The organism is Streptomyces sp. 5K101, from assembly GCF_046506645.1.
In the GTDB taxonomy this organism is placed as follows: Bacteria; Actinomycetota; Actinomycetes; order Streptomycetales; family Streptomycetaceae; genus Streptomyces.
Genome location: NZ_JBKFFO010000017.1, coordinates 1 through 13,978, shown reverse-complemented (window position 1 = coordinate 13,978; position 13,978 = coordinate 1). Strand labels below are relative to the sequence as shown.

Sequence of the window (13,978 nt, the reverse complement as noted above, 5' to 3'; positions counted from 1 at the left end):
GCTGAGGCTAGCGCCCCGCGCGGCCCCGCAGAAGAAGCGTTTCCCATCGGTAACCTGGCGTTGCCCGCACCTCTAAGCGCTTGCTCGCCCGAAGCCCTTGTGCGGAGTGGAACACGTTCTTACCATCACTGGTGTTACATCAGTTGTGTCACACTGCTGGGGGCTGGATGGCAGCGTCAAGGAACGGCCCGCTGGCCGGGGTTCGCGTGGTGGAGCTGGCGGGCATCGGGCCCGGCCCGTTCGCCGCCATGCTCCTGGCCGACCTCGGGGCCGACGTCGTGCGGATCGACCGCCCCGGCGGCGCGGGGCTCGGCATCGATCCGGTCTACGACCTCACCAATCGCAACAAGCGCTCGGTGCTCATCGACCTCAAGGCCGAGCACGGGCCCGGCCAGGTCCTCGGCCTGGTCGAGCGGGCCGACATCCTGATCGAGGGCTACCGCCCCGGCGTCGCCGAACGGCTCGGTGTCGGCCCTGACGCGTGCCTGGCCCGCAATCCGCGGCTGGTCTACGGGCGGATGACCGGCTGGGGACAGGAGGGACCGCTCGCCCACCGGGCCGGCCACGACATCGGCTACATCGCCCTCACCGGCACGCTCTCCATGATCGGCAAGGACGGCGAGCCGCCCGTCGTCCCTGCCAACCTGGTCGGCGACTACGCGGGCGGCTCGCTCTACCTCGTCATCGGCGTGCTCGCCGCCCTCCAGCACGCGCGCACCGAGGGCGGCACGGGCCAGGTCGTGGACGCGGCCATCGTCGACGGCGCCGCCCACCTCGCCACGATGATCCACGGCATGATGGCGGCCGGTGGCTGGCAGGACCGCCGGGGCGCGAACCTGCTCGACGGCGGGTGCCCCTTCTACGGCACCTACGAGACGGCCGACGGCGAGTACATGGCGGTCGGCGCGCTGGAGCAGCGGTTCTACGACGAGTTCACCGAACTGCTCGGCATCAGGGACGAGATCCCCGCCCGCAAGGACTTCGACCGCTGGGGCGAGCTGCGCGAAGCGATCGCCGCCCGCTTCCGGACCCGTACCCGCGCCGAGTGGACCGCCGTCTTCGAGGGCTCGGACGCCTGCGTCGCGCCCGTCCTCTCGCTGCGCGAGGCCCCCGCGCACCCCCACATCGCCGCCCGCGCCACCTTCACCGACCACGGGGGCATCACCCAGCCCGCGCCCGCGCCGCGGTTCTCCGCCACGCCCGGGGCCGTCACCCGGCCGCCCGCGATGCCCGGCGCGGACACGGCGGAGGTCGCCCGCGACTGGGACGTACCCCTGACCGACCCGCAGGAGGACCGTTGAAGCGCCAGATCTTCACCGCCGAGCACGAGGCGTTCCGCGAGACCGTCCGCACCTTCCTCGCCAAGGAGGTGCTGCCGCACTACGAGCAGTGGGAGAAGGACGGCATCGTCAGCCGGGACGCCTGGCTCGCGGCGGGCCGGCAGGGCCTGCTCGGCCTCGCCGTGCCGGAGGAGTACGGAGGCGGCGGCAACGACGACTTCCGCTACGCCGCCGTGCTGCACGAGGAGTTCACCCGGGCCGGCGCGCCCGGACTGGCGATCGGGCTGCACAACGACATCATCGGCCCGTACCTGACCTCCCTCGCCACGGACGAACAGAAGCGCCGCTGGCTGCCCGGCTTCTGCACCGGCGAGACCATCACGGCCATCGCGATGACCGAGCCGGGCGCGGGCTCCGACCTCCAGGGCATCCGCACCACGGCCGAGGACCGCGGCGACCACTGGGTGCTGGGCGGCTCCAAGACCTTCATCTCCAACGGCATCCTCGCCGACCTGGTCGTCGTCGTCGCGAAGACCACCCCCGAGGGCGGCGCGCACGGCCTGTCGCTCCTGGTCGTCGAGCGCGGCATGGAGGGCTTCGAGCGCGGCCGGAACCTCGACAAGATCGGCCAGAAGTCCCAGGACACCGCCGAGCTGTTCTTCCACGACGTACGCGTCCCCAAGGAGAACCTCCTCGGCGAACTGAACGGCGCCTTCGTCCACCTGATGACCAACCTGGCGCAGGAGAGGATGGCGATAGCGGTCTCCGGTATCGCCGCCGCCGAGCACCTGCTGGAGATCACGACCGCGTACGTCAAGGAGCGCGAGGCGTTCGGACGGCCGCTCGCGAGGCTCCAGCACATCCGGTTCGAGATCGCCGAGCTCGCCACCGAATGCGCCGTCACCCGCGCCTTCCTCGACCGGTGCATCACCGACCACGCGGCCGGCGAACTGGACGCCGTGCACGCGTCCATGGCCAAGTGGTGGGCGACCGAGCTGCAGAAGCGCGCCGCCGACCGGTGCCTCCAGCTCCACGGCGGGTACGGCTACATGAGCGAGTACCGCGTCGCAAAGGCGTTCACGGACGGCCGCATCCAGACCATCTACGGCGGGACGACCGAGATCATGAAGGAGATCATCGGCCGCTCCCTGCTCAGCTGACTCCACTTCCGCACCGGCCCACCCTCGTCGAAAGGCTCAGACAGTGAGCACCGAAGCGTATGTGTACGACGCCATCCGCACCCCTCGGGGGCGCGGAAAGGCCAACGGCGCCCTGCACGGCACCAAGCCCATCGACCTCGTCGTCGGCCTGATCCACGAGATCGAGCGCCGGTTCCCCGGACTCGACCCGGCCGCGATCGACGACATCGTGCTCGGCGTCGTCGGCCCGGTCGGCGACCAGGGCTCCGACATCGCCCGCATCGCGGCGATCGCCGCCGGACTGCCCGACACGGTCGCCGGCGTCCAGGAGAACCGCTTCTGCGCCTCCGGCCTGGAGGCCGTCAACATGGCCGCGATGAAGGTCCGTTCCGGCTGGGAGGACCTCGTCCTCGCCGGCGGCGTCGAGTCGATGTCGCGTGTCCCGATGGCCTCCGACGGCGGGGCCTGGTTCGCCGACCCGATGACCAACCACGACACCGGCTTCGTCCCCCAGGGCATCGGCGCCGACCTGATCGCCACCCTCGGCGGCTGGTCGCGCCGTGACGTCGACGAGTACGCGGCGCTGTCGCAGGAGCGGGCCGCCGCCGCGTGGAAGGACGGCCGCTTCGAGCGCTCGGTCGTCCCCGTCCGCGACCGCAACGGCCTCGTCGTCCTCGACCACGACGAGCACATGCGCCCCGGCACGACCGCCGACTCCCTCGCCGCGCTGAAGCCGTCCTTCGCGGACATCGGCGAGCTCGGCGGCTTCGACGCCGTCGCGCTGCAGAAGTACCACTGGGTGGAGAGAATCGACCACGTCCACCACGCGGGCAACTCCTCGGGCATCGTCGACGGCGCCGCCCTCGTCGCCATCGGCACCAAGGAGGTCGGCGAGCGCTACGGCCTGACGCCGCGCGCCCGGATCGTCTCCGCCGCCGTCTCCGGCTCCGAGCCGACCATCATGCTCACCGGCCCCGCCCCCGCCACCCGCAAGGCACTCGGCCGGGCCGGCCTGACCAGCGACGACATCGACCTCGTCGAGATCAACGAGGCGTTCGCCGGTGTCGTCCTGCGCTTCGTCCATGACATGGGCCTCTCCCTCGACAAGGTCAACGTCAACGGCGGCGCGATCGCCATGGGCCACCCGCTCGGCGCGACCGGCGCGATGATCCTCGGCACCCTCGTCGACGAACTGGAACGCCAGGACAAGCGGTACGGCCTCGCCACCCTGTGCGTGGGCGGCGGCATGGGCATCGCCACCGTCGTCGAGCGTCTCTGACCACCCGTCCTTCCCCGCCTTACGGAGCAGCCACCACCATGAGCGAGTCCACCACCATCCGCTGGGAACAGGACGAGACCGGCGTCGTCACGCTCGTCCTCGACGACCCCGACCAGTCCGCCAACACCATGAACGAGGCCTTCCGGACCTCCATCACCGCGATCGCCGACCGCGTGGAGGCCGAGCAGCACTCCATCCGCGGCATCGTCTTCACCTCCGCCAAGAAGACCTTCTTCGCCGGCGGCGACCTGAAGCTGATGATCCAGGCCGGCCCCGACGACGCGCAGTCCGTCTTCGAGGGCGGCATGGCCATCAAGCGCGCCCTGCGCCGTATCGAGACCATCGGCAAGCCCGTCGTCGCCGCCATCAACGGCGCCGCGCTCGGCGGCGGTTACGAGATCGCCCTCGCCTGTCACCACCGCATCGCGCTCGACGTCTCCGGCTCGAAGATCGGCCTGCCCGAGGTCACCCTCGGCCTGCTGCCGGGCGGCGGCGGCGTCACCCGCACCGTACGGCTCATGGGCATCGCCGACGCCCTGCTGAAGGTGCTCGTCCAGGGCACCCAGTACTCGCCGAAGCGCGCCCTGGAGAACGGCCTGGTCCACGAACTGGCCGCCACGCCCGAGGAGATGCTGGCCAAGGCCCGCGCCTTCATCGACGCCAACCCCGCCTCCCAGCAGCCGTGGGACGTCAAGGGCTACAAGATCCCCGGCGGCACCCCGTCGAACCCGAAGTTCGCCGCCAACCTCCCCGCCTTCCCGGCGAACCTGAAGAAGCAGACCGCGGGCGCCCCCTACCCCGCGCCGCGCAACATCCTCGCGGCCGCGGTCGAGGGCTCCCAGGTCGACTTCGAGACCGCGCAGGTCATCGAGTCCCGGTACTTCACCGAGCTGGTCACGGGCCAGACGTCGAAGAACATGACGCAGGCGTTCTTCTTCGACCTGCAGGCCGTCAACGCGGGCCGCAGCCGTCCCGACGGCATCGAGCCGCGCACCGTCCGCAAGGTCGCCGTCCTCGGCGCCGGGATGATGGGCGCGGGCATCGCCTACTCCTGCGCCCTCGCCGGCATCGAGGTGGTCCTCAAGGACGTGTCGGCCGAGGCAGCCGCGAAGGGCAAAGGCTACTCCGAGAAGCTGTGCGCCAAGGCGGTGGCGAGGGGCCGTACCACCCAGGAGAAGGCCGACGCGCTGCTCGCCCGCATCACGCCGACCGCGGAGGCGGCCGACCTCGCGGGCTGCGACGCCGTCGTCGAGGCGGTGTTCGAGGACACCGCGCTCAAGCACAAGGTGTTCCAGGAGATCCAGGACGTTGTCGAGCCCGACGCCCTGCTGTGCTCCAACACCTCCACGCTGCCCATCACCGTGCTCGCCGAAGGCGTCTCGCGGCCGGACGACTTCATCGGCCTGCACTTCTTCTCGCCGGTCGACAAGATGCCGCTCGTGGAGATCATCAAGGGCGAGCGCACCGGCGACGAGGCACTGGCCCGCGCGTTCGACCTGGTCCGCCGGATCAACAAGACGCCGATCGTCGTGAACGACTCCCGCGGCTTCTTCACCTCGCGGGTCATCGGCCAGTTCATCAACGAGGGCGTTGCCATGGTCGGCGAGGGCGTCGACCCGGTCTCGATCGAGCAGGCCGCGGCCCAGGCCGGCTACCCGGCCAAGGTGCTCTCGCTGATGGACGAGCTGACCCTCACCCTGCCGCGCAAGATCCGCGACGAGACCCGGCGCGCGATCGAGGAGGCGGGCGGCACCTGGGCGGAGCACCCGGCCGAGGCGGTGATCGACCGGATGGTCGACGAGTTCGGCCGCACCGGCCGCAGCGGCGGCGGCGGATTCTACGACTACGACGAGGAGGGCAGGCGCACCGCGCTGTGGCCGGGCCTGCGCGAGCACTTCACCCGGCCCGGCACCGAGGTCTCCTCCGAAACTGTGCCATTTGAGGACATGAAGGAGCGGATGCTCTTCTCCGAGGCGCTGGACACCGTCCGCTGCCTCGAGGAGAACGTCCTCACCTCGGTCGCCGACGCCAACATCGGCTCCATCATGGGCATCGGCTTCCCGGCCTGGACGGGTGGCGTGCTGCAGTACATCAACGGCTACGAGGGCGGGCTCACCGGCTTCGTGGCGCGCGCCCGCGAACTCGCCGACCGGTACGGCGAGCGCTTCCAGCCGCCCGCGCTGCTGCTTCAGAAGGCGGAACGGGGCGAGGTCTTCACCGACGCCTGACACCCCCTGCTCCGATGAGGGCGGTGGAGGCCCACGCCCGGCGGATCGCGCCCACGGCCGCGATCCGCCGGGCAACAGCTGCGGAGCGTCTCCCTCATCGATCTCGTGGCAGGGAAATGTCCATGTGCTCGTGGCCGGAGACCGGGAAGACTGCCCCCTGAGGGCGCCCGCCGCGTCGAGGAGCGCGTAGTTCCGCCGGCCGAGCCCGTGCAGGACGTGATCACCCCTGCGATGGTCCGGCGGGGGAGCCATCGCCCACGGCGACGCCGACCGCACTGTTTCTTCGTGTTCACATACGGCTGAAGGGGGATCAGCCGAGGGGCTTGGCGAGGACGGCTTTGCGGTGGCTGAAGGTCTCGAGGGAGTAGCGGCCGTGGTAGTTGCCCATGCCGCTTTCGCCGACGCCCCCGAACGGCAGGTCCGAGATGGTGAGATGGGCCAGCGGCAGGCCGAACCCGAGTCCTCCCGAAGAGGTTTCGGTGGCGAGCCGCTTCCGGGTGGTGTCGGACTCGGTGAACGCGTACAGGGCCAGCGGCTTTTCACGGTCGTTGATGAAGTCGATGGCCTCGTCGAGCCCCGCCACCTCGACGATCGGGAGGATTGGGCCGAAGATCTCCTCCTGCATGACGGGCGCGTCCGGTGACACCTCGGCCAGGACGGTCGGCGCGATGTACTTGGAGTCCCGGTCGTACGTGCCGCCGGTGACCTGGCGGCCGGAATCGAGGAGGGCGGTCAGCCGGTCGAAGTGGCGCTCGTTGACGATACGGCCGTACTCCGGGGAGCCGGACGCGACCGGTCCGTACAGCTTCTCCACGGCCTTGGCCAGTGCTCCCTCCAGGGCGCGCGCGGTCTCACGGTCGGTGAGCACGTAGTCGGGGGCGACGCAGGTCTGTCCGGCGTTGAGGAACTTGCCGGCCGCGAGGCGGGCGGCGACGGTGTCCAGGTCGGTGCCGCGGTCCACGAACGCCGGGGACTTGCCCCCTAGTTCGAGGGTGACGGGAGTGAGGTGGCGGGCGGCTGCGGCCATCACGATGCGCCCGACCGTGCCGTTGCCGGTGTAGAGGATGTGGTCGAAGCGCTGCTCGAGCAGGGCGGTGGTCTCGGGGACCCCGCCTTCGACCACGGCGACCGCGTCGGTGTCGAGGTACTGCGGTACGAGGCCGGCGAGGGCGGCGGAGGTGGCCGGGGCCAGTTCGCTGGGCTTGGCGACCACGGCATTGCGCGCGGCCAGGGCACCGGCCACCGGGGCCAGCAGCTGCGCCGGGTAGTTCCAGGGGGCGATGACCAGCACGACGCCCAGGGGGTCGTACTGCGTCCAGGGTGCCGAGCGCTCGGGCGATCTGTACGGCCAGGGAGCCGACACCACCCGCCGCGGCGTGCACCAGCACGGTGTCGCCGCTGCCCACGTTCAGGGCGCGGGTCAGCGACTGGTAGGCGGTGAGACCTGCCAGCGGGACGCCGGCGGCCCCCTCGAAGGAGAGGTTGGCGGGCTTGCGGGCGAGCGTACGGATCGGGGCGGCGACGTATTCGGCGAAGGTGCCGCGGGAGACGAAGTCCTCACGGACGTAGCCGATCACTTCGTCGCCCGGGGCGAGCTCGGTGACCCCGACGCCGGTCTCCTCGACGACGCCCGCCACGTCCCAGCCCGGGATGACGGGGAAGACGGTGTCCATGACGCCGTCCAGGTATCCGGCCTGGATCTTCCAGTCGACCGGGTTGACGGAGGCGGCCTTCACGCGGATCAGTACGGTGTCCGGGCCGAGCTTCGGGTTGGGGACGTCGCCGTATTCGGGTGGGTCGTCAGGCAGCCGCAGTGGCGGCAGCCGGCTCGGGGGCCGTGTCGGGGGCGGGCAGGTGTTTCGCACGGGGCGCCTGCCGCTGCCGCTTCAGGCCGACCAGTGCGATGGCCAGGACGAAGGCGAAGGCGACACCGGCGATGGTGAAGCTCAGGGTGAACTGGCTCTCGGCGGGCAGCGGGGGCACTCCGGCCGGAAGGTGCTCGATGGTCCGGGAGGCGAGCAGCGTCGTGATCAGCGCACTGCCGATCGAGCTTCCGACCGAGCGGGAGATGGAGTTGATGCCGTTGGCGACGCCGGTCTGGTGGGGCGGCACCCCCGCGACGATCAGTGCGGGCATCGCGGCGTAGCCGAGGCTGATGGCCGTTCCGACAGCCATTCCGGCGCCGATGACCGAGGGGGTCGAGGAGTGTGCGGCGGCCAGCCACGCGAAGCCGGCGATGCCGGTCACCGCGCTCAGGGCGAGAGTGAGACGGGGGCCGATCCTGCGGATCAGCAGGCCGCCGAACTGGGCGGCGACGAGGGAGGCGATCGTACTGGGCAGCAGGTACTCGACGGAGGCGCGAAGCACGGATGCGCCGAAGCCGTAGCCTGCGACGTCCTGTGGTACCTGCGCCAGGTAGGAGACGCCGAGGAACTGGGCGAACATCCCGAATCCGACGAACAGGCCCGCGAGATTGCTCAAGAGCACCGGGCGGTGGAGGAACATCCTCATGTCGACCATCGGTTCGCGCACGCGGCTCTCGGTGAAGGCCCAGACACCGGCCATGACGACCGCTCCGGCGAAGCTGCCGAGGGTACGGGCGGACGTCCATCGCCACTCGTGGCCCTGGGAGATCGGCAGCAGCAGCAGGACGAGGAAGAGCGCGAGGGTGAGCGCGCCGAGGAGGTCGGTGCCCCCGCCGGTCCTGGTGCGGCTTGCCGGTACGAGGAGCACGACGGCGAGGAGTGTGACCAGGGCCAGCCCGGCGGCCAGCCAGAAGACCGGGTGGTAATCGGCGTTGTCGCCGCGGGTCAGCAGGCCGGTGGTGACCAGGGCGAAGCCGCTGCCGAACGCCAGGGTGCCGCTGACCAGTGACATCGCTCCGGGCAGACGGTGGGCGGGGACCTCCTCGCGGAGTACCGACAGCGCGAGCGGGAAGATCGCTGTGGCGGCACCCTGGAGAACTCGGGCCACGATCAGCCAGAGGAGCGAGTCGGTGGTGGCGGCCAGGACCGAGCCGGCGATCATCACCACCAGGACGCCGATCAGGGTCGGCTTCTTCCCGTGCTGGTCGCCGAAGCGGCCGAGCAGGGGAGTGAAGACGGCTGCGGAGAGCAGGGTCGCGGTGGTGACCCAGCTGACCTCGGCCGCGCTGCTGCCGAGGCTGCTCCCGATCAGGCCGAGGATCGGAATGACCAGTGTCTGCATCATCGACACGACCATGGCGGCGAGGCTCAGGACGAGGACCACTGCTGTCTCACGTCGGCGTCGGCCGGGCGGCGGGGCAAGGGTTTGGGACACGGGCGCTCTCTTCGGGGCGGGGCGAGGGCCGGAGCCTGGTGGAGGGACTCAGCTCGAACAGGTAGATGCTTGATGCACTCAAGTGATGAGATCGACCGCAGAGGTCAATGGTTGAGGATGTCAAACTTTGGTTCTCACCTGACTGGAGTCATGTCCCGCACCCCCGCCGCGCACCCGGCCTCCGCGACCCCAGCCCCGCAGGGCGGCGACCCCACCTACGTCGAGCTCCTGGAGCGCCTGGCACGCACCGCCGCCGGCTACTACCGGGATCTCACCGCGGCGGCCGCGGTACAGGGGCTCACCATGACGCAGGCCAAGATGCTCATCCATCTGCGGCAACCCACGCCCATGCGTGCACTCGCCGGGCTGCTCTCCTGTGACGCCTCCAACATCACGGGGCTCGTCGACCGGCTGGAGGCCCATGGACTGGTCTCCCGGCAGCTCGACCCGGCCGACAGGCGGGTCAAGAACGTGGTCGCCACGGAGGAGGGCAGGGAGGCCGTCCGGCAGATCCGCGCCGATATGCGGGCCACGTCGGCGGCCTTCGCCCGCCTCGACGACGAGGGCCGCCGCAGCCTCTACGAGCTGCTGGGACGCCTGCACCCCGACGAGACGGCCTGATCACGGCCTGGATGCCACGCGCCCGATTCCGTCGCCCACACGGAGTGGCGGCAATGAGCCGTCCATGCCCTGCGCGGGAAGCCGGCCTCGCGGTGGGTGACTGGCGACTCCAGGGACGCCTGACTGAACGGTGGCGACAGACCCTAGCGGCCCCGCCGGTGGCCGGGCCCGCCCGTGCCGAACGCCTCGCGCAGTTCCTCCCGCAGCGAGCGCTGGAACGCCGTCACCAGCGCCTGGACCACCATGGGCTGCATGTGCGCGGACAGCGACTTCATCGCCGCCACATGGTCCGGATCGGACGCGCGCTCGCGGTAGGGGCCCCAGACCTCGTCGCGGAACAGCCGCGTCAGGTCCTGCGCCGCGGCCCGGGCGTGCTCCAGCAGGACGGTGCGGGACGCGAGGATCGTCTCGTGCGCGATGGGGACGTCCAGCAGTTCGACCCCGAGGCGCAGGAGCGAGCCGTCGAGCCGGAACGTCTCCCCGTCGGTACGGTCCAGCACGCCCATCGCGGCGAGCCGGTCCACGTCCTGCTCCGACAGCGTCCGGCCGGCACGGCGCTCCAGCTCCCGCCGGGTCACCTCCTCGGCCGACTCCGGCGCCCACGAGGCCACCAGAGCGCGGTGGATGGCGAGGTCCTGGGCGCTCAGGTCCGCGGGCAGCTGCTCCAGGTAACGCTCGATGGCCGCCAGCGTCATGCCCTGGTGCTGCAGCTCCTCGATGAGGGCAAGCCGGGACAGGTGGTCGGAGCCGTAGTGGCCGACGCGCCGCGGGCCGATCACGGGCGGCGGCAGCAGACCCCGCGTGCTGTAGAACCGAATGGTGCGCACGGTGACCCCGGCGCGCGCGGCCAGTTCGTCGACGGTGAGCGTCGGTTCCGCGGTCTCGGTCGCCATGACCCTCCTTCTGCTGAACCGCACCGGTACAACAGTATTGCTGTCTCACCATCGTTGTGAAAGCCGGATGTCTGATGCGGGGCACTGTCAGTGGTGCATCGTACGGTTGTGCCATGTCCGAGATCAGGTACGTCCGGGGGGACGCCACCGCGCCGCAGGGTAAAGGCGTCAAGCTGATCGTGCACGTGTGCAACGACATCGGGGGCTGGGGCAAGGGCTTCGTGCTCGCCCTGTCCCGCCGCTGGCCGGAGCCCGAGGCGGCCTACCGCCGCTGGCACCGGGAGCGCGCGGGGAACGACTTCGGGCTCGGCGCGGTCCAGTTCGTCCAGGTCGCCCCGTACCTCTGGGTGGCCAACATGGTGGGGCAGCGGGGCATCCGCACCGGAAGCAAAGGCGTCCCCGTGCGCTACGAGGCCATCGACACGGCGCTCGCCGCCGTCGCCGGGCAGGCGCTGAAGCTGGGCGCCACGGTCCACATGCCGCGCATCGGCTGCGGCCTGGCGGGCGGCAGGTGGTCGCGGATTAGCCGCTGATATCCGCCCGGCTCGCGGCACGGGGCATCGACGTCACGGTCTACGACCACGACTGACCGGCGGCGTCGGGCAGCCGGGGGAACGGCTCAGCGCGGATGCGACGCGGTGCGTGCCCACCGGCCGGTGGGCACGCCCGCTGTGACGTGACCGGGGGGTCAGTAGACCGCGACCCCGTAAGCGCTCAGCGCCTCGCGCACCGGCTGGTGCAGGGCCGAGCCGTTGGTGCCGGTGCAGCCCGAGCTGCCCGAGTGGATGCCCAGTGCCGTCGAGCCGGCGAAGTGGGCGCCACCGCTGTCACCGCCCGCGGAACAGGCCGTCGTGCGGACGAGGTTGTAGACCGGGCCGTCGCTGTAGTTCACGGTGACGTTCACGGCGGTCACCGTGCCGCTGGTCACCTTCGTGGTGGAGCCGGACTTGCGCAGGGACTGGCCCACGATGGCGTCGGCGGCGGAGCCGATGTCCTGGTAGCTGCCGTTGTACAGATTGACGTTCCCGGCGGGCTCCGAGCCGTTCGTGTAGCGGACGATGCCGTAGTCGTTGGTCGGGAAGCTGGTGCCCTCACGGGTGCCGATGGACGGCCCGCCGGAGGTGGCCGACCAGCTGCTCGCCGCGTTGGTGCAGTGTCCGGCGGTCAGGAAGTAACGGGTCGTCCCCTTCGAGACGTTGAAGGCCGCCGAGCAGCGGTAGCCGCCGCCGTAGATCGCGTCCCCGCCCGCGACCTCCTCGGTGAAGACGCCGGGCACGCGCGTGATCCGCACGCTGTCGCCGAGCGTCGCGGCGACCCGTGCGAGCCGCGCCATGTCACTCATCGAGACCGACGAGTCGGCCTCGACCGCAACTTGGTTCGTGCGGGGGTCGATGCCCCACGACGTGCCGGTGATCCGCGCCTTGGCCTGCAGCGTGTCCATCGCGGACCGCAGCTGCGCCGCGCTGCGCGGGACGAGCTCGGCGCGGGCGCCGGTGGCCCGTACCTGCTCGGCGGCCTCGGCGTCCGTCACCGTCACCACCAGTTCGCCGCTCGCGGCGTCGAGGTAGGAGCCGGCGGTGCGGTCGCCGAGGTCGCGTTCGAGCGCACTGTGCCGGGCGTACTGGACGGCGGTCGCCGCGACGCCCGGCGCCGGGGCGGCGCCCGGTGCCGGGTCGGCGGCCGCGGAGGCGGGTCCTGCCGTGGCGGAGCCGAGTCCGACGGCGGTCAGTGTCAGAAGGGCGGGAAGGCAGATGCGCGCGCGGAGCGTGCGTCTCATCAGGGCTTCTCCTTCTACGAGTCCGTGGGGGGATTGCCGTTGGGGGGACGGCAATGTGGACTGGACCAGTCCGGAGTGCGACTCAATGTGACATGACCCTGACATCAATACAAGGGTGCCGTCGCGCGCTTGCGCCTACTGGCCGGAGGCAATCACCGGATAGTGGTCGGACAGGTTGGTGTACGTGTACGTGGTGCCCCAACTGGAGACCGACCAGGGCGCACTCTGCTCCTTGACCACCTCATTGGTCCACCCTCCGGGCCGTACGTGCCCCGCCCGGTGCAGCACGTAGTCGAGATCCTCGCGCGGGTCGTCCGGGTAGCGCTCGGCGGCGATCGAGTTCTCCTGCGTGTCGAAGGAGTACGGGTGCCCGGTCCGCGCGTCCGCCCCGGCGAGAGAGCCGTCGGCGAGCATCTGCGCGTACTCCGGCGTGCGCGAGTCGACGTTGAAGTCGCCTGTCACGACCACCTGTTCGGAAGCCGGGATGTTCTTGTCGTCCAAGAACGCGTCCGTCGCGCGGAACTGACGGCTGCGCACGGCCGCCGCCTCGCCCGGGTCGCACCCCGGGTCCGTCGACTGCGCGTGCGTACCCACGACATGGACCCTCGTGCCGTTCACGTCGAGGACGGCGTAGACGAACCCCTTGTTGGAGTACCAGTCGGCGCCGCATGCGTCCTGGTAGACGTACTGCTCCTTGCGTACGATCGGCCACTTGCTCAGGACCGTGACACCGCCGTCCTCCGGCGTCGTCGCCGAGTACGCGCCGCTCGTCGCGTCCCAGCCGTCCCTGCTGCGGCCCATCACCGGCGTCTGGTGCGGATACCGGTCCGACGCCCTGCTCTTGAGCGCGTCCGACGAGGAGTTGTCGAATGCCTCCCGGAGCACGACCACGTCGTGCCCCTGGAAGAAGGGGGCCGCGGGGATGGCGGCCGCCCGGTGCCGGGGGTAGAGCGACTTGCTGAACAGAGGGGGTCTCACGTGGCTGGATGCCTGTACAACCTGATCTTGAACGGGCGGGCTGCGCCGGTGACGTCCGCCCCGGGCCAGCTATGCCGGAAGGATGAGGTCCGCGCACGGTGGCAGGCTGACCGCCGAGGAACGCAAGCGGCGCGACCAGGTCCGGCTGCGGGCAGCACAGCTGTTTGCGCAGGGGGTGGCGCCGGTGTGGAGGTGGCCCGCCGGTTCCAGGTGACCGGGATGTCGGCCCAGCCGGTGGTACGGGGCCTGGCACCGCGGGGTGCGGCGGCGCTGGCCGCGAAGGGGCCGGCCTGCCGGGAGCGGCTGGACCGTGGGCAGTGCGCGAGGTTGGGGGTGGCGCTCCGGCGGGAGACCGGCGGCGCACGGCTAGGTCGATCAGCGGTGGGCGCCGACGCGGGTTCGAGCCGGTCCGGTCGGCCTGAGCCCGGTGTTTCCGGTGCTCCCCGTGGAGTGGGGGGGGGGGGGGGGGGGGGGGGGGGGGGG

Annotated in this window: 10 protein-coding genes and 2 pseudogenes; 6 read left to right on the top strand and 6 right to left on the bottom strand. The window is 71.0% G+C overall.

Annotated features, from left to right (window positions below; all coding sequences use genetic code 11):
- The first annotated feature begins 167 nt into the window (after nt 1–167).
- The 4 genes from ACLB9X_RS27235 to ACLB9X_RS27220 are packed head-to-tail and all read left to right on the top strand — an operon-like array spanning nt 168 to nt 5,926.
- Nucleotides 168–1,301 carry a CaiB/BaiF CoA transferase family protein gene (locus tag ACLB9X_RS27235; protein WP_410363057.1) on the top strand — a complete coding sequence of 378 codons (1,134 nt, stop codon included), beginning with the start codon at nt 168–170 and terminating at the stop codon, nt 1,299–1,301.
- On the top strand, nt 1,298–2,440 hold the full coding sequence (locus ACLB9X_RS27230; protein ID WP_410363056.1) for an acyl-CoA dehydrogenase family protein: 1,143 nt from the start codon (nt 1,298–1,300) through the stop codon (nt 2,438–2,440). Before ACLB9X_RS27235 ends, ACLB9X_RS27230 begins: the two co-directional genes overlap by 4 nt.
- 43 nt (nt 2,441–2,483) lie before the next feature.
- Nucleotides 2,484–3,698 (top strand): acetyl-CoA C-acetyltransferase, encoded by a 1,215-nt coding sequence (locus ACLB9X_RS27225; RefSeq protein WP_410363055.1) that lies wholly within the window; start codon nt 2,484–2,486, stop codon nt 3,696–3,698.
- 38 nt (nt 3,699–3,736) lie between these two features.
- Complete coding sequence (locus tag ACLB9X_RS27220; protein ID WP_410363054.1) at nt 3,737–5,926, top strand: 3-hydroxyacyl-CoA dehydrogenase NAD-binding domain-containing protein; 2,190 nt, start codon at nt 3,737–3,739, stop codon at nt 5,924–5,926.
- Nucleotides 5,927–6,236: 310 nt separating this feature from the next.
- On the opposite strand, the gene ACLB9X_RS27215 is transcribed toward ACLB9X_RS27220, so the two are convergent.
- From ACLB9X_RS27215 to ACLB9X_RS27205, 3 genes and pseudogenes are all read right to left on the bottom strand, one after another.
- Nucleotides 6,237–7,292, bottom strand: a complete 1,056-nt coding sequence (locus tag ACLB9X_RS27215) for an aldehyde dehydrogenase family protein (protein ID WP_410363053.1) — start codon at nt 7,290–7,292, stop codon at nt 6,237–6,239.
- A pseudogene (locus ACLB9X_RS27210) lies at nt 7,249–7,749 on the bottom strand (NADP-dependent oxidoreductase); the annotation flags it as partial. The gene ACLB9X_RS27215 and the pseudogene ACLB9X_RS27210, both read right to left, overlap by 44 nt.
- Entirely contained in the window at nt 7,727–9,226 is a 1,500-nt protein-coding gene (locus ACLB9X_RS27205; RefSeq protein ID WP_410363052.1) for an MFS transporter, read from the bottom strand. The pseudogene ACLB9X_RS27210 and the gene ACLB9X_RS27205, both read right to left, overlap by 23 nt.
- Before the next feature lie 150 nt (nt 9,227–9,376).
- On the opposite strand from ACLB9X_RS27205, the gene ACLB9X_RS27200 reads away from it, so the two are divergent.
- Complete coding sequence (locus ACLB9X_RS27200) at nt 9,377–9,847, top strand: MarR family winged helix-turn-helix transcriptional regulator (RefSeq protein WP_410363051.1); 471 nt, start codon at nt 9,377–9,379, stop codon at nt 9,845–9,847.
- 143 nt (nt 9,848–9,990) lie between these two features.
- On the opposite strand, the gene ACLB9X_RS27195 is transcribed toward ACLB9X_RS27200, so the two are convergent.
- A complete protein-coding gene (locus ACLB9X_RS27195; RefSeq protein WP_410363050.1) occupies nt 9,991–10,740 on the bottom strand; it encodes a MerR family transcriptional regulator in 750 nt (249 codons plus the stop codon).
- A 113-nt stretch (nt 10,741–10,853) separates the two neighbouring features.
- Between ACLB9X_RS27195 and ACLB9X_RS27190 the strand changes: the two are divergent.
- A pseudogene (locus ACLB9X_RS27190) lies at nt 10,854–11,329 on the top strand (macro domain-containing protein).
- Between the two features lie 99 nt (nt 11,330–11,428).
- Here the strand turns inward: ACLB9X_RS27190 and ACLB9X_RS27185 are convergent.
- Nucleotides 11,429–12,517, bottom strand: a complete 1,089-nt coding sequence (locus tag ACLB9X_RS27185; RefSeq protein ID WP_410363049.1) for a S1 family peptidase — start codon at nt 12,515–12,517, stop codon at nt 11,429–11,431.
- A gap of 135 nt (nt 12,518–12,652) precedes the next feature.
- Nucleotides 12,653–13,495, bottom strand: a complete 843-nt coding sequence (gene sph / locus ACLB9X_RS27180; protein WP_410363048.1) for a sphingomyelin phosphodiesterase — start codon at nt 13,493–13,495, stop codon at nt 12,653–12,655.
- Nucleotides 13,496–13,978 lie beyond the last annotated feature (483 nt).

Bases quoted from the DNA above. Each gene is read 5' to 3' on its own strand.
- ACLB9X_RS27235 (WP_410363057.1), top strand. From the start codon at position 168: ATGGCAGCGTCAAGGAACGGCCCGCTGGCCGGGGTTCGCGTGGTGGAG.
- ACLB9X_RS27220 (WP_410363054.1), top strand. From the start codon at position 3,737: ATGAGCGAGTCCACCACCATCCGCTGGGAACAGGACGAGACCGGCGTC.
- ACLB9X_RS27200 (WP_410363051.1), top strand. From the start codon at position 9,377: ATGTCCCGCACCCCCGCCGCGCACCCGGCCTCCGCGACCCCAGCCCCG.
- ACLB9X_RS27195 (WP_410363050.1), bottom strand. From the start codon at position 10,740: ATGGCGACCGAGACCGCGGAACCGACGCTCACCGTCGACGAACTGGCC.
- ACLB9X_RS27185 (WP_410363049.1), bottom strand. From the start codon at position 12,517: ATGAGACGCACGCTCCGCGCGCGCATCTGCCTTCCCGCCCTTCTGACA.